Below are 18,285 nucleotides of genomic sequence, written 5' to 3' on the forward strand. Positions count from 1 at the left end.
AAAATCTCGGGGTGTGCACGTTCACGAAATTCGGGCACTCTGATCAATGTTTGGGCGATCGAATCGACTGCTCAAAAACGATGCAAACCCGAATCAGGCCTTCCAGCGCCCAACCTCGAAGGCCTCAAGATGCCCTGGGATGTTGTCGGGATCAAAAACCGGGCCAGCGAAAGCACCGAACGCTGCCGGAGCCTGCTCGGGCGGCCGACGGCCGAGAGCTGCATCGTAAAGGTCGGGCCTGAACACGGCCATCGCCGTCTTGACGCCCTCCGGGCTGAGCGCGGTCTGCCCCCAGCGCACCATCTGCGCATAGAGCCAGGCGGCCTGGACCGGATCGGGGCGCCCTGCCCCTTCCCGCCCCACCAGAAGGTAGCGGCCGCTTTCGCGGAAGGTGCCATCCGGGGAAATCTTCAGGCGTCCTGTCAGAGTGCGCTGGATGACTTCGGCGTCGACGCCGATCCGCTCGGGCTGCGCCAGGATACGCGCCGCCTCGGTCCGGTTGTCCGGATGCTCGATGAACTCGCCGGCCTTCACTGCCGCGCGCACGAGGCGAGCGACCACATCCGGATTCTTGTCGGCCCAGACCTGGCGGACCGCCAGCACCTTCTCCGCTGCGCGGTCCAGGATGTCCGAGACGAAGTGCAGGATATGACCAATGCCGAGATCGACTGCAATCGAGTTCCAGGGCGCACCGACGCAGAATGCGTCGACATGGCCATTGGCGAGGCTGTCGACCATGTAAGGCGGCGGCAGCACCACGAGGCGCACGTCCTCGTCGGGATCGACGCCGGCCGCGGCCATCCAGAACCGTAGCTGGTAATTGTGGGTCGAGAACGGGAAGGTCATGCCGAAGGTCAGCGGCTCAGCCCCTGCCTTGCGGCGCTTGGCAACCACCCGTGCCAGCGCTTTCGCAGTGGCGAGCGGGTCGAAACGGTCGCCCTCGACCTCCTCCATCAGGGCAGCATGGAGCGCCGGCGACACCGTGATTGCATTGCCGTTGACGCCCAGATTGAAAGGCGCGGCGATCGGCACCTTGACGTGGCCGAGCCCGAGCGAGGACGCGATCGCCACGGGCGCTAGCAGATGCGCGGCGTCGAACAGGCCGATATTGAGCTTGTCGCGGACGTTGGACCAGGAGACTTCGCGCACCAGTTCGACTTCGAGCCCCTCGGCGGCGGTGAACCCCTTGTCGACGGCAACGATCAGGGCTGCGGCATCGACCAGCGGAATGAACCCGATACGGAGGGGAGCAGTCATTTCAGCATCTCCGACGCGGTGATGATCGACTGCGCGATCTCGCCGATTTTTTTCTTCTCGCGCATCGCCGTGGAGCGCAGCAGCACATAGGCCTCGTCCTCGGTGAGGCCCTTCACCTTCATCAGAATGCCCTTGGCGCGTTCGATGATCTTGCGGTCCTCGAGCTGCGACTTGGTGCGCTCCAGTTCCTCCTGGAGCTTGGCGAAGGCGTTGAAGCGGGACACGCAGAGGTCGAGGATCGGCTTGATGCGCTCCTTCTTCAACCCGTCGACGATATAGGCCGAGACCCCCGCCTCGACCGAGGCCTGGATCGAGGCGGAATCGCTCTGGTCGACGAACATGGCAATCGGCCGTTTCACGGCGCGGCTGACCTGGAACATCGCCTCCAGCACGTCGCGGCTGGGGTTCTCCAGATCGATCAGGATGATGTCGGGGTCCACCGCATAAATACGGGCAAGCAGGCTCTGCATCTCGCGGATATGGGCGACCTGCGTGAATCCGGCCTCCCGCAACCCCTCCTCCAGGATCGCGGCCCGGATCGGGCTTTCGTCGACGATCACGATTTTGGGCGACTGTTCGGCGCTCATGGCTCACTCGCGGCAGGTGATTCATCCATAGCACGCCCGAACGCTCTGCAAAGGGTTGTAATTGTAAGCGATTGGAACTAGCTCAGGCCCCTCAATCAGGCAGTTCAGATATGGATCAGACGGCTGCGCCCGAGGTCAGCTTCGTGTCGCTCGGGTGCGCCTGAACGAACGGATGTAAGCTTGAGCTGCAGCTCCCAAAAAGCGTACCGCGCAGGCGGGCTCGTACTCGCTCAGGCGAGATTTGGGCTTTCGGACGCGAAGCAGAGCTATGTGGTCTATCGGAGCCCGATCGGTCGCTAGCCGGACCGAGCATCTGGCTCATGCTCTCACGGAATCTTCGCGCCAGCGATCATCTTGTCGAGAAGTGGTACGGCAGCCAGCACCGCCGCCTCGCTGAGGCCGGAGACCACTAGCCGCACGACGTAGGAATTGCCGTCCTTGTCGAGATCGGCGTAATGCGCGATCACTTCGACCGGTTGGTCCTTCAGGGACGGATTGTCGTAACGTTTGATAATGACCTTGGGGTCGACCGAAGGAAGCGTGGTGATCTTGGCATTCTTGCCGGACGTCGTCGCCCAGTCCCGATCGCTGGCTGCGACCCATTGAACCAATTCGGTCCGGTCCTTGTTGTAGCGGCCTTCGGCATAGATGATTGCCTCTGCTTTACCGAAGCTCTTCCCGTTAGGCACGAACATCGAGGCGCCGTATTTGAGACTGGCCGCCTCGTCCCTCGTCCACCGATCAGGTGCTTTCACGCGTGGCCTGAATTCCGGACATAATCCTTCTTGCCGGCCGCAGACATGGGCGATCTTGTCGACTTCAGCTCGCGCCGGAAACATCGCTCCATAGGAAACGATAATCAAAGCCATGCCGAAGATGAAACGGCGCATCGCAGTTACGCTCCGTGGAATCAAGCAAGTTCGTCGGGAGTGAGGACGGTTGGTTCACTCTCAAAAAGGGCGAGAGGTCCATGTCCGGCGGAAACTCGCGGCTCCCGCTAAGCCTTGGTCGTCTGATTGATCTATCCCGTTCAAGGAGCACAACGCGACCCGCCACCAACAGGTCCGCGTCAGCGGGGACCACCTGTCGGGTGTGTTGAACCTGCGCTGTCGCGTTGACTTGTGTCCAGGGCACCGATGAGCTCCAGCCGTCACGGACGAGCACCGCTTTATCATCACGGAAGCATTCTAAACGGTTGAATTTTTCTGTCAGATCAATTACTTGGATCGCAAATCTCAACGATCTAGAAGCAAGTTTCATGGAAAGAGCGCCGCGCATTAGCTTCCACAGCTTGGGTTGTCCCAAGGCCTTGGTGGATTCCGAGCGCATCATCACGCGCCTGCGCGCCGAGGGCTATGAGCTCGCCCGCAAGCATGACGGGGCTGATATCGTCATCGTCAACACCTGCGGCTTCCTCGACAGCGCCAAGCAGGAATCGCTCTCGGCGATCGGCGAGGCTATGGCCGAGAACGGCAAGGTGATCGTCACAGGCTGTATGGGCGCGGAACCCGAGCAGATCGAGCAGGCCTATCCCGGCGTGCTCTCCATCACCGGCCCGCAGCAATATGAAAGCGTCCTCGACGCCGTGCACCGCGCACTGCCGCCCGCCCACAATCCGCATCACGACCTGGTGCCGCCGCAGGGCATCAAGCTGACGCCGCGGCACTACGCCTATTTGAAGATCTCCGAGGGTTGCAACAACCGCTGCACCTTCTGCATCATTCCGAAGCTGCGCGGCGACCTGGTCTCGCGCCCCGCCAACGACGTGCTGCGCGAGGCCGAGCGCCTGGTCGGGGCCGGCGTGAAAGAGCTGCTGGTGATCTCGCAGGACACCTCGGCCTACGGCGTCGATCTCAAATATGCCGAGAGCCCGTGGAAGGATCGCCAGGTCCGCGCCAGATTCCTCGACCTCGCGCGCGAACTCGGCGATCTCGGCGCCTGGGTCCGGCTGCAATATGTCTACCCATACCCGCATGTCGACGAGGTCATCGCGCTGATGACGCAAGGCACGGTGCTGCCCTATCTCGACATCCCGTTCCAGCATGCGAGCCCCGAGGTGCTGAAGGCGATGAAGCGCCCGGCGGCGCAGGACAAGACGCTGGCGCGGATCAAGCGCTGGCGCGAGGAATGCCCCGATCTCGCTCTGCGCTCCACCTTCATCGTCGGCTTCCCCGGCGAGACCGATGCCGATTTCGCCTATCTGCTCGACTGGCTCGATGAAGCCGAGATCGACCGTCTCGGCTGTTTCAAATACGAGCCGGTGGCCGGCGCCACGTCCAATGCGATCGAGAACCCCGTGCCGGAAGAAGTCAAGCAGGAGCGCTACAACGCGCTGATGGCGCGACAGCAGAAGATTTCCGCGCGCAGGCTCAAGCGCAAGGTCGGCACCCGCCAGCAGGTCATCATCGACGAGGTCGGCCCGACGGTAGCGAAAGGCCGCTCCAAGGCCGATGCACCGGAAATCGACGGCGCGGTGTATCTCACCAGCCGCCGCCCCTTGCGCGTCGGCGAGATCGTCACCGCGAAGATCGAGCGCGCGGATGCGTACGATCTGCACGGCAGCGTCGCGGGGTTTTAGACCCCGGTCCTTCTGCCTGGTTGGGATAGTGCTGCGGTAAGTCGCTGGTGCAGCGCCAACCCTGGCAAATGCGACAATCAGGACTACGACTTGTCACGCCAGCCATTTCGGCACCCAGCGCTCCGGGCGCGGGGCGCGCGCAAGATCGGCTTGCGCCTCGGACAGTTTTGCCGGCTCGCCGTCAATGTTCGGGCGTACATCGTATTCGAAATTGGGCATGACGCGACCGTCCGCATAGAGCCCAAAATTCATCGCGTACCACAACCCAAGCTCGGGCTGCGCACGACGCATCTCCTCGCGCAGATCGCGCAGCAGGGATTCGATTGAGGCAGCTTCCTCGAACGGCTGGGGCCCGCGCGAGAGCACGCGCGCCTCGTATTGCTTGCCGACGATCGCGACCTCGAAGCGCGTCCGGTCCCAGGGCTTCTTGCCCTTGGGCAAATGCGCGGCCAGCCGCCAGCCGAGCTCCGCCATCAGCCGGTGATTGGCCCAATAGTCCTCGCGATCCCGGCTCCATTTCTCCACGAAGCCTCGGAAGTCGGGCAGCTCCGACGAAGCTTCCTCCGGAGGAGTCGGCTCGCCCTGCGGCCGTCCGGCAAGCCATTGTGCGAGCTCGACCGTCTGGCACTCGACCTCGTCGTGCGGATTGAGATCGCTCCAGGCATTGTCGAATTGTTGCGAGGTCAGTTTGGCGAGCAGACCATCAAGGCTCGGCGCGAGCAATTCGTAGTCGCCTTCCGACCCCAGTCCCACGATCGGCGGATTGTCGCGGTCGAGACCTGCGCCGTACCAGCCGCCGATGGCCGAGCCGTCCGGCAGCCGCATGAACAGCGAAAACCTGTCGCGCAAGGAACTGCCGTCGACGATCGGGGCGTGATCGGAGAATTGTCCCTGCAAAGAGAAACAGCCGACGCTGCCCCACGGGCGCCCCTTGAGCCAACCCGCAAAGTCGACCAGCAGCGGAGGCGCTTCGATGCCGGGCGGAAACGCGCCGCGAATGCTGTCGAGGTCGATCGGATAAGGCGTATCGGACAAGGCTGAAACTGTCTCGTTGGTCCCGCGACTCTTGGTCTGAGCCGCCGTTCGTCCGGTTCGAACCAAGTCCCGCCTTTCGATCACAAACGCGCCAGAGGCGCGATGGTTCTAGCGGGACCCGGATGAAATACGAGCGACATCCGGCTCATGGTACCGCACGCGACGGCACGCGCCGCACGGGTGGTTCGGAACAGTCCGCTTGACAAGCCCTGCCATTCGGCTGTAGGGACGCGCCCCATGTTCAACGCTCGGACCCATCAGCGCACCGAAATGCTCCGTCGTCGCTCCCGCGACGATGAGAGGGTGCGCCATGTCCGACGACGCCGCTGAACCACTAAAATTCAGCTGAAGTCTTCGAGAAGGCCGCACCCGCAAGGTGCGGCCTTTCTGCTTTTGCGCCCGCTTTCCACCCGCCTCCAGAGGAGTTCGACATGACCACCGCCACCCATCCGTATGATGCGCTGATGGACATCACCGCACGGCCAAAGGCCGTGTTCGTCCGCGGCGCCGGCTCCTACCTCTGGGACGACGGGCGCAAGCGCTATCTCGATTTCGTGCAGGGCTGGGCCGTGAATTGTCTCGGCCACTCGCCGCCGGCGATTGCCGAGGCGCTCACCGCGCAGGCCAAGCGGCTGCTGACGCCGAGCCCGGCCTTCTACAACGAGCCGAGCCTCAAGCTGGCGCAGGCACTGGTCGAGAACAGCGCCTTCGACCAGGTGTTCTTCGCCAATTCCGGCGCGGAAGCCAACGAAGGCGCGATCAAGCTCGCGCGGAAATATGGCAGCCTGCACAAGGGCGGCGCGTTCGAGATCATCAGCTTCGAGGGCGGCTTCCACGGACGGACGCTGGCGACGATGTCGGCCTCGGGCAAGAAGGCGTTCGAGCCGCTGTTCGAGCCGAAGGTCGCCGGCTTCAAGAAGGCGAAGCTCAACAACATCGCCTCGGTGAAGAATCTGATCAACGACAACACGGTTGCCGTGATGCTCGAACCGATCCAGGGCGAGTCCGGCGTGTGGCCCGCGAGCGATCAGTTCCTGCGGGACCTGCGCGCACTCACTGAGGCGCACGGCCTCCTGCTGATCTTCGACGAGATCCAGACCGGCATGGGCCGGACCGGCAAGCTCTTCCACTACGAGCACACCGGGATTTCGCCCGACGTCATGACGCTCGGCAAGGGCATCGGCGGCGGCGTGCCGCTCGCCGCCCTGCTCGCGACCGAACGTGCCTCGTGCTTCGAGCATGGCGATCAGGGTGGCACGTTCAACGGCAACCCGATCATGTGTGCGGCGGGGCTGGCGGTGCTCGAGGAGGTCGGCAAGCCGAACTTCCTGAAGCAGGTCACCGAGACCGGCCTGCTGCTCGAAAGCGAGTTGCAGAAAGTCTCGGCCCGGCACGGCCTAGGCGGCGTGCGGGGACGCGGCCTTCTGCTCGCGCTGGACCTCAAGCTGCCGATCGCGCCCGGCATCGTCGCGCAGGCGTTCGAGCAAGGCGTGCTGCTCAACGCCCCGCAGGTCGACACCCTGCGTTTCATGCCGGCGCTGAACGTCGGGAAGGCAGAGATCGCCGAGATGATCGATTGTCTCGACGGGATCCTGACCAGGGCCGGCGCAGCAAGGCGGGTGGCATAGAGCCGCTCGTGCCCCGGACGCAGCGCAGCGCCTCTTCGACGGTGCGCTGCTGAGCCGGGGGCCCATCTCTCTGCGAGTCCCGTGTCGCCCCTGGGTCCCGGCTCTGCGCTGCAATGCTCGCGCGTTGCAGCTTGTCCGGGACACGATACTACGGCTTCAAGATCGACGCGCCCGTGGTCTTGCGGCTCTCGAGGTCGATATGCGCCTTGGCCGCGTCCTTGAGCGCGTAGGCGTGGTTGATCGGCACGTGCAGCTTGCCGTTGATGACGGCGGCAAACAGCGTGTCGGCGCCTTCCAGCAGCTCCTTGCGCGTGCCGACATAATCGTTGAGCTTCGGCCGGGTCGCGAACAACGAGCCGTGATTGTTGAGCTCGGCGATCGAGAACGGCGGCACTGGACCTGAAGCGTTACCGAAGGAGACGAACATGCCGCGCGGCTTCAGGCACGACAGCGAGCCCGGGAAGGTCGCCTTGCCGACGCCGTCATAGACGACGTCGCAGCCCTCGTTGCGGCTGATCTGCTTGACGCGTGCGACGAAATCCTCCTCGTTGTAAAGGATGACGTGGTCGCAGCCATTGGCCTCGGCGAGCTCGGCCTTCTCGCGCGAGCCGACCGTGCCGATGACGTGGGCCCCGAGCGCCCTCGCCCATTGGCAGGCCAGAAGGCCGATGCCGCCGGCGGCGGCATGGATCAGGACGCGGTGATGCGGTTCGACCTTGAAGGTCTTGTGCAGGAGATACCAGACGGTCAGGCCTTTCAGCATCAGCACGGCGCCCTGCTCGTGGGTGATGTGATCGGGCAGCTTGACCAGCTTCTCCCAGGGGATGTTGCGCTCGCCGGTGTAGGCGCCGAGATTGTAGTAGTAGGCGACGCGGTCGCCCGGATGGAAATTCGTCACGCCCGGACCGACCGCGACTACCTCGCCGGAGGCCTCGTTGCCGGCGATGAAGGGCAGCCCCGGCGCCTTGTAGAGACCGGTGCGGTAATAGACGTCGATGAAGTTCAGGCCGACCGCGTGCTGGCGGATGCGCACCTCGCCGGGCCCGGGCGCCGGCACGTCGACGCTCTCATAGACCAGGGCCTCGGGGCCTCCGACCTTGTGCACACGGACGGCTTTGGTCATCACCTGACCTCCTCTTTTTCTTCTCGCGGACAAGCGAAAGACATCACGCCTGCCTTGTCAACTCGACGGCATCGGAACGCCTAAACCGACGGCTAGCCCGACTTCTTGCGGTTGCGCCTGGCCAGCACGTTGAACAACTCGACCGCCGCCGAGAACGCAATCGCGAAGTAGATATAGCCGCGGGGAATGTGGAACTGGAATCCGTCCGCGACCAGCGCGACGCCGATCAGCACGAGGAATGCCAAGGCCAGCATCTTCGTGGTCGGATGTTCCGCGACGAAGCGCGAGACTGGCCCGGCCGAAACATACATGACCGCGCAGGCGATCACGACCGCCGCGACCATGATCTTGATGTCCTCCGCCATGCCGATGGCGGTGATGATCGAATCCAGAGAAAACACGAGGTCAACGACGATGATCTGAACGATCACCCAGAAGAAGGCGTTGCCCGTGGTTTGCTTCTCGCTCTGGCCGTGATCGGATTCGACCTCGCCGTGAATCTCATGCGTCGCCTTGGCGATCAGGAACAGGCCGCCGCCGATCAGGATGAGGTCGCGCCAGGAGAAATCCTGCCCCGCAACCGAGAGCACCGGCGCGGTGAGGCCGATCAGCCAGACCAGGAGGCTGAGCAGGATGAGGCGGAAGACCAGGGCCAGCGAGAGCCCGATTTGCCGGGCACGGTGCGCCTGCTTCTCGGGAAGGCGCGAGACGAGCACCGAGATGAAGATGACGTTGTCGATGCCGAGCACGATCTCGAGCGCCGTCAAAGTGAGCAGCGCGGCCCAGGCTTCGGGGCTAACGAGGAGGTCCATCATCCAAACGATTTTCCCAGACGGATCAGGGCATCACTGAAGCTGATCCAGAGCGCGATGGCGCAAAGCACGAGGGTGACGCCGGTGCCGACGCGGAAATCCATTTCCAGCACGTAGAGAGCGAGCACCGCCCAGAGTGCGATCAGCGACATCGTCAGCCAGCGCAGCCGCACGACGCGAACCGGATGCAGCACGTGGAATGGTACGAAGGTCAGCACGACGAGTGCCGCCACCAGCAGCGTCGACCACAGCGGCGGCCAGTGCAGCAGGAACAGATAGAACGCCGCCGCATTCCACAGCGCCGGAAAGCCGCGGAAATGATTGTCGTCCGCCTTCATGCGCAGATCGGCGAAATACAACGCGCTGGTGACGATGATGGCGATGCCGAGCAAGGGCGCTGCGACCGGCAGCAGCAGCCCGCTGGCCACGATCGCGTAGGCCGGCACGAAGACGTAGGTCACGAAGTCGACCACGAGATCGAGCACGTCGCCCGACCAGTTCGGCTGCACGTTCTTGACGTTGAGCCGGCGCGCGATCGGCCCGTCGATGGCGTCGATGATCAGGGCGACGCCCAGCCATTGAAACATCGCCGCCCAGTGCTCGCGCACGGCTTCCAGCATCGCGAGCAGCGCGAGCGCCGCGCCGAACGCGGTGAAGATGTGCACCGAGAAGGCCGCGACGCGGATCGCGGGCGTGGGCTTCAGGGAATCCTCTTGGCTGTCCATGGTTTCTGCTATCAGAACGAGGCCGGTTTGCACATCCGCCATGGCGTCGCCGGGTTGCACAATTCGTCGAAAAATCAGGCAAAATCAGTGGACTTGAATTTGCCGCCGGGCGTGTCATGTGTCGTTCCATGACAGACGCATCGACACTCCATGACGCCGCCGTGATCGGTGGCGGACCGGCCGGACTTGCGGCGGCCATCGCGCTGGCGCAGGCGGGTGCGCGGACTGCGCTGGTGGCGCGGCGCCTACCCTATGCCGACAATCGCACCACCGCGCTGTTGGGAGCCTCCATCGATCTGCTGGAGACGCTCGACGTCTGGCCGCGCTGCAGGGACAAGGCGGCTGCGCTCGAGGTCATGCGCCTCGTCGACGATACCGGCCGGCTGTTTCGCGCGCCGGAAGTCCGGTTCTCCTGTCACGAAATCGCGCTCGACGCCTTCGGCTACAACATCGACAACCGCTCGCTGATGCTGGCGCTGGAACAGCGTGTGGCCGAGCTGCCCAATCTCGCCCGTTTCGACGACGAGGCCGAAAGCGTCGTCATCGAGGCCGACGATGTCGCCATCCGCACGGCCTCCGCGCAATTCCTGTCGGCCCGGCTTGTGGTCGGCGCCGACGGTCGGCATTCGCTGTGCCGCGAGGCGGCCGGCATTGCGGTGACGCGGCGGGAGCTGAACCAGACCGCGCTGACCTTCAACGTCGGCCATGCGCGGCCGCATCGCAATGTCTCCACCGAGTTCCACACGCCGCATGGCCCCTGCGTGTTCGTGCCCCTGCCCGGCGACCGATCCAGCATCGTCTGGGTTTCAGCACCCGCGGAAGCGGATCGCCTGCGCGGCCTCAGCGATGAGGACCTCTCTGCCGCGATCGAGAAGCAGTCGCACTCGATCCTCGGACGGATGAGTGTGGAGCCCGGCCGCAACCTGTTCCCGCTGGCGATCGAGCGTCCAAAATCCTTCGGCAGCGATCGCATCGCGCTGGTCGGCGAAGCCGCCCATGTCGTTCCCCCGATCGGCGCCCAGGGTCTCAATCTCGGCCTCCGCGATGCCGCCGACATTGCGCGGCTAGCTGGCGAAGCTGTCACTGCTGGCCAGGATCCGGGCGCGGATGAGGTGATCAAGCGCTACGACCGTGCCCGGCGCCCGGACATCCTGAGCCGCACGTTTGCGATCGATATGGCCAATCGCTCTCTGCTGAACGACTTCCTGCCGCTGCAGCCGGTCCGGGCCGTCGGCATGCACCTGCTCGGGGCCGTCGGCCCGCTTCGCCGGTTTGCCATGCGCGAAGGCCTGACACCGACCTGGCGACGGTAGGGCTCCTCACGGAAACGCCAGACGTCCGGTCTGGATCGCCCACATCACGGTGGTCAGCGTGACCACGGACGCAAACGTCCCGAGCAGCACCGCGACGGAGGCGGGTTCGATCCAGGCATCGTTCTGCCGGGCGATCACGAACACGTTCAGCGCCGGCGGCAGCGAGGCCATCAGCACGGCGGTTGCGGCCCAGGGCTGCGCGAACGGCCCGAACGCGAGCATCAGGCCGAACGCCGCGAGCGGATGAAACAGAAGCTTGATTGCGATCACGCCGGGCACCTCCCAAGGGACGCGGTCGAACGGCCGCAGCGCCACGGTGACGCCGAGCACGAATAGCGCCGTCGGCGCTGCGGCGTTCTGCAGAAAGGTGATGGTACGATCGATCGCGACGGGCATCTCGATATGCAGCGCCGCGACCGCCGCTCCGAAACAGGCCGACATGATCAGCGGGTTGAGCACGATCTGCTTCAGCACGACGCCGAAGGCGTGCACGATCGAGGGATGGTCCCGGTCGGAGAGTTCGATCAGCAGCGGCACGATGGTGAACAGGAAGATGCTGTCGCAGCAGAAGATCAGCGCGGTCGGCGCGGCAGCCTTGGTCCCGAGCACGGCGAGCGCCAGCCCGGGCCCCATGTAGCCGATATTGCCGTAACCGCCGGAGAGACCGGCGAGCGTCGCCTCGCGCAATGTCAGCCGGCCAAACACCTTGCCCACGACCAGCGCCAGGCTGAACGCAGCGACGGTCGCGAGCGTGGTTGCGATGAGGAACGGCGGGTTGTTCAATTCCGAGAACGGCGTCTTCGACATGATCGCAAACAGCAGTGCCGGCAGCGACACGTAGAGCAGGAAGAAGTTCATCCAGGCGAGGCCTGATTCCGGCAGCGACTTGGCCTTGCCGCACGCGAAACCGACGAAGATCAGCCCGAAATAAGGTAACGCCAGATTGAGGATATCGACCATTGATGAAGTGTTTTCTGAAGAGTTGGGGGCTATGCGCCCCTTAAGTGAACGCTAATTCCGGATGAGGCCACTAGCATCGGCCACAATCCTGGTCTATCGACGGGGGATGATTAAAGCGCGGACCGCCAAATTCCAGATCGGACAGGTCGTGCGCCACCGGATCTTCTCGTTCCGGGGCGTGATCTTCGACATCGATCCGGAATTCAACAACACCGAGGAGTGGTGGCTGTCGATCCCCGAGGAGGTGCGGCCCCACAAGGACCAGCCGTTCTACCACCTGCTCGCGGAGAACGCGGAGTCCGAATACGTCGCCTATGTCTCCGAGCAGAATCTGTTGCCAGACGATTCCGGCGAGCCGGTCCGGCATTCCCAGGTCGCCGAGATCTTCGTCAAGAGCAAGGACGGCGGCTACCGGCCGCGCAATCCCTCCCTGAACTGAGTCGTTCCGACAATCGCTCAACAAAAAAGGCGCTCGAGGTGAGCGCCTTTTTCATGTCCGGGATCGGGTCCGATTACTTCTGCCCAGCCGGAGGTGTGCCGGGAGGCGTGCCCTGTTGCTCGAGCTTCTTGCGCTGCTCGTCGGCCTTCTTCTGAAGCTCTTCCTGGAGCTTCTTCTGGGTTTCCTCGAACACCTTCGGATCGGTCGGCGGACCGTCATAGGCCTTCTGGAATTCACCGGTGAGCGGCAGCGGCAGGGTCAGCGGCGCGCCGTTGGCATTGATGGCCTGGACAACGAGATTCTGGCCCTTCTTCATGTTGTTGATGAGCTCAGGCGTCGCCTCGTAGTCAGACATGCAGCCGTTCTGGAAGCAGATGACATAGGGTTGCTGCAGCGGCGGGTTGCTGTCGACGATGATCCGGGTGCCGTGGACGAGCTGCATGCCGAGCGGCAGCGTCACGCGCAGGATCTTCTTGGGCTCGCCTTCGGGCTCGATGATCACGGCGGCGATGACAGGCTGGCCCGATTCGATGCGGCCGTCCTTGCCGGTGAAGCAGACTTGCTTGGCATTGGCGTCCTGGCCCTTGAGGCAGAACTTGGTCCAGGGGGCGTAGATCAGCTGGATCTGCTGGTCAGCGGGCTGGGCCGCGCCCTGCTGGCCGCCTTGGGCAGGAGCCGGCTGGGCCTGCGGAGATGCCGCGGGCGCCGGAGCCTTGGGGGCGGCCTTCGGAGGAGCCTTCGGGGCTGGAGTCGCTTTGGGTGCGGGCGCACCCGGAGCCGGCGCCGGGGTCTGAGCCTCGGCGGCAAACGGAACGGCCAACGCCGTCGCCGTCAACAGGGCGAGAAGTCGCCCGCGCGGCCGGACGGACGCGGCCAAGTAACGGAAATTCATTGCGGAAAACCCTTTCTGAACGGGAAGTGCCCGAACCGCTCCTAAGCGCCGAACCTAGCCGCCTTGGGCGCGGCTCTCTCCCCGTCAAATGAGGCGGATAAGTGACGGGCTCGGCGCTCTTGCGCGATTGGGTGCCTTCTTAACGTGGCCGGCGAAAAGATCAATGCCGACAAGCGCCTTTGACCACATCCGCGGCTGCGTCCGGTGAAATTCCCTGTGATAGGATTCAAGCCTGCCCGGCCCTCGAATCAACGTGTGCTGATGTTCATGTTCCAACGCCTTTTCGAGGGCCCCGGTGTCCGCTTTTGCGTCTTGGCCTCAACCCTCGTCTTGGCCCTCGGCGGGGGACACTCGACTGGCGCCGCCTCGGCCGAGGAGACGCATGCCATCGCCATGCACGGCAAGCCGGCGATGCCGGCCGATTTCACCCACATGCCCTACGCCAATCCCGATGCCCCCAAGGGCGGCCGGTTGACCTGGGGTGTGCTCGGAACCTTCGACAGTCTCAATCCCTTCATCGTGAGGGGATTGGCCGTGCAGCAGATGCGGAGCTACGTGATCGAGAGCCTGCTCGCGCGGGGCAATGACGAGCCGTTCACGCTCTACGGCCTGCTCGCCAGGAGCGTCGAGACCGACGACGAGCGAAGCTTCGTCACGTTCCGCCTCGATCCCCGCGCCCGTTTCTCCGATGGCAAGCAGGTCACCGCCGAGGACGTGCTGTTCTCCTGGCAGCTCCTGCGCGACCACGGCCGGCCGAACCACCGGCAGTACTATGCCAAAGTCGCCAAGGCCGAGGCGACCGACCCCCTCACCGTCCGCTTCGACCTCGCAGGGGCCAATGACCGCGAGCTGCCGCTGATCCTCGGCCTGATGCCGATCCTGCCGAAGCATGCGGTCGACGTCGCGACCTTCGAGGAGACGACGCTGACGAGCCCGATTGGCTCCGGTCCCTATCGGGTCACGGCGGTGAAGCCCGGCGCCAGCGTGACCCTCACCCGCAATCCCGACTATTGGGGCCGCGACCTCGCCATCAACCGCGGGCTCTACAATTTCGACGAGATCAAGCTCGACTATTTTCGCGAGGCCAACGGACAGTTCGAAGCCTTCAAGCGCGGCCTCTACGATTTCCGCGTCGAGCACGAGCCGTTGCGCTGGCACGACGGCTACGATTTTCCGGCCGCGAAAAGCGGCGAGGTGATCCGCGACACCGTCAGGCCGGGCGTGCCGCAGCCATCCGAATTCCTGGTGTTCAACACGCGCCGGCCGCTCTTCGCCGACATCCGCGTGCGCCAGGCACTGACGCTGCTGTTCGATTTCGAGCTGGTCAACCGCAACTATTTCTTCGGCCTCTATGCGCGCGTTGCCGGCTATTTCGCCGGCTCCGACCTGTCGGCCTATGGCCGCCCCGCGGACGCGCGCGAGCGCGAACTGCTCCAGCCGTTCGCTGCTCGAATTCCGCCCGACATCATGGACGGCAGCTACCGCCTGCCGGCCACCGACGGCTCCGGGCGGGACCGCACCACGCTGCGCGCCGCGCTGAAACTGCTGTCGGATGCCGGCTACGATCTCGACGGCACGGTGCTGCGCAACCGCGCGACCAGGGCGCCCTTCACATTCGAGATCCTGGTCACGACCCGCGACCAGGAGCGGATCGCGCTCGCGTTCCAGCGCGACCTCAAGCGCGCCGGCATCGAGCCGAGCGTGCGGTCGGTCGATCCCGTGCAGTTCGACCAGCGCCGGCTCGCGTTCGAGTTCGACATGATCCAGAACCGCTGGGATCAGTCGCTATCGCCCGGCAACGAGCAATCTTTCTACTGGGGCAGCGCCGCCGCGGACAATCCGGGGACCCGCAACTACATGGGCGCCAGGGATCCGGCGGTCGATGCCATGATCGCCGCCCTTCTCGAGGCCCGTGCACATACGGACTTCGTCGCGACGGTGCGGGCGCTCGATCGCGCCTTGATTGCGGGCGTCTACACAATCCCCCTGTTTAACGTATCCGAGCAATGGATCGCGCGCTGGAATCGGATAGAACGGCCCAAGGCCACCTCGCTCTCAGGCTATTTGCCGGAGACCTGGTGGTCGAAGGGGCAGCCTCCCGCTCATCAAGCAAAGTGACGCCGTGAACCAGCCAGCCATATCGCCGACGCTCGACACGTTGTTCCAGCGCACGCTGATGCGGCAACCGCACGCGACCGCGCTGCTCGATCCCCTCAACAAGGCCCGCGTGACCGGGCACCAGCCGCGACGGATGACCTATGCCGAGGCCGACACCGCCATCGAGGCGCTGTCGGCCTATTTCGTCGAATCGGGCCTGCCGGCCAATTCCGTCATTGCGATCCAGTTGCCTGCGACGGTCGAGTTCGTGCTCACCGTGCTCGCCGCCCATCGCGCAGGCCTCGTCGTCGCGGTGTTGCCGCTGCTGTGGCGACATGCGGAACTGACCGCTGCGCTCAATCGCACCGCGGCGCGCGCCATCGTCACCATGAGCACGGTCGACGGCGTCAGCTATGCCGACCTCGCGATGCACGCGGCCGCCGAAGCCTTCTCGATCCGTCACGTCTGCGGCTTCGGCACCGATCTGCCCGAAGGCATGGCTTCGCTCGACGAGGTGCTGGCCCGCCCGCCCGGCACCACACGCGCCGTGATCCAGGACGGCCGCAAGGCGGCGATGATCTCTTTCGACGTTACGGCGGAAGGCTTTCGCCCGGTGCCGCGGCCGCATTTCAGCCTGATCGCCGGCGGGCTCGCGATGTCGCTGGAAGCCGACATCAGGCAGGGCGCGACATTGATGGCCGCGTTCGCGCCGATGTCGTTTGCCGGCCTTGCTTCCTCGCTCGCCGTATGGCTGCTCTCCGGCGGCGCGCTTGCGCTGCATCATCCCTTCGAGAACGAGGTGCTGGAGCAGCAGATCAACGAGCACGAATGCGAGGTGCTGATCGCGCCCGCGCAGCTTGCCTTGCGGCTCGGCGATGCCGATCTGGCAGCGCGAATGCCGTCCTTGCGCAACGTCATCGGCTTGTGGCGCGCGCCCGAGCAGGTGGCGGCGAGCGATGCCTGGATCGCGCCGCGTGCGCCGCTGACCGACGTCTATCTGTTCGGCGAGGCCGGCCTATTCGGCGCCCGCCGCGGCGAGGACGGCATGCCGGTGCCGGTGATGCCGGGTCCGCACGGCGCCCCGCGCGAGCAGGCCGGCTCGTCCATCGCCGGCGAGATCCTGCTGACGCCGAAGGGCACGCTCGGCCTGCGCGGCGCGATGGTGCCGATCGCGGCCTATGTCCCGCCGCAGCCAGCCGGCGACACCCTGATCGCGCAGCCGCCGCGCGACTATGTCGACACCGGCTATGCCGCCCGGCTCGACCGCCCGAGCGGCGCGATCTGCATCACCGCGCCGCCCTCCGGCATCATGGCCGTCGGCGGCTACCGCTTCCTCTCCAACGACCTGCAGGAATGGGCACGCCGGCTCGGCCAGGGCGCGCTGCTCACCGCGCTGCCCGACCGACTTTCCGGCCACCGGCTGGCCGGACGCGCCCAGGACAACGCCCGCGCCCGCGAGGCTCTCAGCGAGCTCGGCCTTAACCCCCTGATGGTCGAGGCTTTTCGCGATCGCTCCGGCCCGGTCTAGGCGCAGTTTCGCCGGGTATGTTGACGCCGCATTAATGCGGCCAAACTAGATTGCGCGGCAACTGTCGCGTGATCAGAGTTTGACGAATGTCCCAGTCGGGCCCGATCCTGTTTGTGTCCAATGCCGAACGGCCGCCCTTCGTCGGGGCGCTGGACGAGGCCCGGCTGTTTCCCGTGGTCGATATCGACTGGGCCGGCGCGGCGCGCGCGGTCGAAGAGGTTCAGCCGGCCGCGATTCTCGCTGCGATGCATGGCGGACACGAGCCGCATATGGCCGCGCTCGCCAAGAAGATCGCCGACCAATCGCCCTACCTTCCCTTCGTGGCCGTGGATGCGGCGGGCATGCTGCCTCATAACGCCCTTCCCTTCTCCTCGCGCGGCGGCAATCCCGATCGCCTGATCGCACGGCTTCGCGCCGCGCTGCGCGTGCGCACGCTCCATGCCACGGTGCTGCGCCGGTTGCCGGAAGTGAAGGTGGTCCTGCCGCAGGGCGATCCCGCACGTGATGCGACCGTGCTCCTGATCGGCAGGGGCGCGGCCTATCCCGCGCTCTCCGTCGCGTTCGGTGAACGCGTCGGCGTGGTCGGCGCGCTCTCGATCGAGGCTGCCGCGAAACATCTCAACACCCGCGACCTCGACGGCGTCGTGCTTGCCGAAGGTTTTACCGCGCGTGTCACTGACGCCTTCCTCACCGTGCTCGCCGAGGACACCCGCTTCCGCAGCCTGCCCGTCGTCCTCACCGCGCACCAGCTGACGCAGACTTACGACCTGCCCAATCTCGAGCTGATCCCGGGCGAGCCGGCGAAGGTCGCGGCCAACGCGCTGCCCCTGATCCGCCAGCACGCGATGGAAGCTCAATTGAGCGGCACGCTGCGCTCGATCGATGCCGGCGGCTGGCTCGATCCGCGCAGCGGCCTGCTGACGGTCGAAGCTTTCGCGCGCGATTTCGCCAAGGCGGTCGAGCAGACGCTGGCCCGCGGCGGCGGCCTGTCGGTCGCACGCTTCGCTTTCGACCCTGGCAATTCCCGCGCCCAGCTCGATGCCGCCCGCATCCTCAGCCGCCTGATGCGGCAGATGGATTTCGGCGCGGCACAGAAGGACGGTTCGGTCATCGTCGTGTTCGCGGAAACCGACTTCCGCACCGCCCACATGATCGCCCGTCGCCTCTCCGCGGTGATGCGCCACACCTCCAACGGCAAGCACGAGATGCGCAGCGAGCCGGTCGTCAGCGTGGACTCGCTCTCGCCATCGGATACGGCAAGATCGCTGCTGGCCCGGCTATCGGCGGACGCGTCACGGGCGGCGTCGTAGT

The 18,285-nt window shown here is 65.0% G+C and carries 16 protein-coding genes; 7 read left to right on the top strand and 9 right to left on the bottom strand.

From position 1 onward, the window contains the following. Positions 1 to 93: 93 nt before the first annotated feature. The 3 genes from ACFDR6_RS12650 to ACFDR6_RS12660 all read right to left on the bottom strand — a co-directional run bounded on the left by ACFDR6_RS12650 (position 94) and on the right by ACFDR6_RS12660 (position 2,734). On the bottom strand, positions 94 to 1,257 hold the full coding sequence (locus ACFDR6_RS12650; protein WP_317239448.1) for a CmpA/NrtA family ABC transporter substrate-binding protein: 1,164 nt from the start codon (positions 1,255 to 1,257) through the stop codon (positions 94 to 96). Continuing rightward, positions 1,254 to 1,844, bottom strand: coding sequence for an ANTAR domain-containing response regulator (locus tag ACFDR6_RS12655; protein WP_027542860.1), 591 nt, complete (start codon positions 1,842 to 1,844; stop codon positions 1,254 to 1,256). Before ACFDR6_RS12655 ends, ACFDR6_RS12650 begins: the two co-directional genes overlap by 4 nt. Before the next feature lie 326 nt (positions 1,845 to 2,170). Next, on the bottom strand, positions 2,171 to 2,734 hold the full coding sequence (locus ACFDR6_RS12660; protein WP_375858475.1) for a hypothetical protein: 564 nt from the start codon (positions 2,732 to 2,734) through the stop codon (positions 2,171 to 2,173). 368 nt (positions 2,735 to 3,102) lie between these two features. Here ACFDR6_RS12660 and rimO point away from each other — a divergent pair, with 368 nt between their 5' ends. Then, positions 3,103 to 4,422: a 30S ribosomal protein S12 methylthiotransferase RimO gene (gene rimO / locus ACFDR6_RS12665; protein ID WP_212084967.1), complete on the top strand. Its 1,320-nt coding sequence runs from the start codon at positions 3,103 to 3,105 to the stop codon at positions 4,420 to 4,422. A gap of 93 nt (positions 4,423 to 4,515) precedes the next feature. On the opposite strand, the gene ACFDR6_RS12670 is transcribed toward rimO, so the two are convergent. Further along, complete coding sequence (locus tag ACFDR6_RS12670; protein ID WP_375858476.1) at positions 4,516 to 5,457, bottom strand: hypothetical protein; 942 nt, start codon at positions 5,455 to 5,457, stop codon at positions 4,516 to 4,518. Between the two features lie 431 nt (positions 5,458 to 5,888). Here ACFDR6_RS12670 and ACFDR6_RS12675 point away from each other — a divergent pair, with 431 nt between their 5' ends. Continuing rightward, complete coding sequence (locus ACFDR6_RS12675; RefSeq protein WP_375858477.1) at positions 5,889 to 7,085, top strand: acetylornithine transaminase; 1,197 nt, start codon at positions 5,889 to 5,891, stop codon at positions 7,083 to 7,085. Between the two features lie 148 nt (positions 7,086 to 7,233). Here ACFDR6_RS12675 and ACFDR6_RS12680 read toward each other — a convergent pair whose 3' ends face one another. The 3 genes from ACFDR6_RS12680 to pcsA all read right to left on the bottom strand — a co-directional run bounded on the left by ACFDR6_RS12680 (position 7,234) and on the right by pcsA (position 9,787). Next, a complete protein-coding gene (locus ACFDR6_RS12680; protein ID WP_094890344.1) occupies positions 7,234 to 8,208 on the bottom strand; it encodes a quinone oxidoreductase family protein in 975 nt (324 codons plus the stop codon). Between the two features lie 92 nt (positions 8,209 to 8,300). Next, positions 8,301 to 9,023, bottom strand: coding sequence for a TerC family protein (locus ACFDR6_RS12685; protein WP_375858478.1), 723 nt, complete (start codon positions 9,021 to 9,023; stop codon positions 8,301 to 8,303). Continuing rightward, positions 9,020 to 9,787, bottom strand: a complete 768-nt coding sequence (gene pcsA, locus ACFDR6_RS12690; RefSeq protein WP_212084958.1) for a phosphatidylcholine synthase — start codon at positions 9,785 to 9,787, stop codon at positions 9,020 to 9,022. The genes ACFDR6_RS12685 and pcsA overlap by 4 nt, the downstream gene beginning before the upstream one ends. Before the next feature lie 86 nt (positions 9,788 to 9,873). On the opposite strand from pcsA, the gene ACFDR6_RS12695 reads away from it, so the two are divergent. Continuing rightward, positions 9,874 to 11,058 (top strand): UbiH/UbiF family hydroxylase, encoded by a 1,185-nt coding sequence (locus ACFDR6_RS12695; protein WP_375858479.1) that lies wholly within the window; start codon positions 9,874 to 9,876, stop codon positions 11,056 to 11,058. 6 nt (positions 11,059 to 11,064) lie between these two features. Here ACFDR6_RS12695 and ACFDR6_RS12700 read toward each other — a convergent pair whose 3' ends face one another. Further along, complete coding sequence (locus tag ACFDR6_RS12700; RefSeq protein WP_317239441.1) at positions 11,065 to 12,018, bottom strand: AEC family transporter; 954 nt, start codon at positions 12,016 to 12,018, stop codon at positions 11,065 to 11,067. A 106-nt stretch (positions 12,019 to 12,124) separates the two neighbouring features. Between ACFDR6_RS12700 and hspQ the strand changes: the two genes are divergently transcribed. Continuing rightward, positions 12,125 to 12,457, top strand: coding sequence for a heat shock protein HspQ (gene hspQ, locus ACFDR6_RS12705; protein WP_212084946.1), 333 nt, complete (start codon positions 12,125 to 12,127; stop codon positions 12,455 to 12,457). A gap of 73 nt (positions 12,458 to 12,530) precedes the next feature. Here hspQ and ACFDR6_RS12710 read toward each other — a convergent pair whose 3' ends face one another. Next, positions 12,531 to 13,349, bottom strand: a complete 819-nt coding sequence (locus ACFDR6_RS12710; protein WP_212084944.1) for an invasion associated locus B family protein — start codon at positions 13,347 to 13,349, stop codon at positions 12,531 to 12,533. A 261-nt stretch (positions 13,350 to 13,610) separates the two neighbouring features. Here ACFDR6_RS12710 and ACFDR6_RS12715 point away from each other — a divergent pair, with 261 nt between their 5' ends. From ACFDR6_RS12715 to ACFDR6_RS12725, 3 genes are all read left to right on the top strand, one after another. After that, positions 13,611 to 15,467: an extracellular solute-binding protein gene (locus tag ACFDR6_RS12715; RefSeq protein WP_375858480.1), complete on the top strand. Its 1,857-nt coding sequence runs from the start codon at positions 13,611 to 13,613 to the stop codon at positions 15,465 to 15,467. A 4-nt stretch (positions 15,468 to 15,471) separates the two neighbouring features. Then, positions 15,472 to 16,974 (top strand): AMP-binding protein, encoded by a 1,503-nt coding sequence (locus tag ACFDR6_RS12720; protein ID WP_375858481.1) that lies wholly within the window; start codon positions 15,472 to 15,474, stop codon positions 16,972 to 16,974. 86 nt (positions 16,975 to 17,060) lie between these two features. After that, positions 17,061 to 18,284 carry a GGDEF domain-containing protein gene (locus tag ACFDR6_RS12725; RefSeq protein ID WP_375858482.1) on the top strand — a complete coding sequence of 408 codons (1,224 nt, stop codon included), beginning with the start codon at positions 17,061 to 17,063 and terminating at the stop codon, positions 18,282 to 18,284. Position 18,285: the final 1 nt, after the last annotated feature.

The organism is Bradyrhizobium tunisiense (assembly GCF_042263385.1).
In the GTDB taxonomy this organism is placed as follows: domain Bacteria; phylum Pseudomonadota; class Alphaproteobacteria; order Rhizobiales; family Xanthobacteraceae; genus Bradyrhizobium; species Bradyrhizobium tunisiense.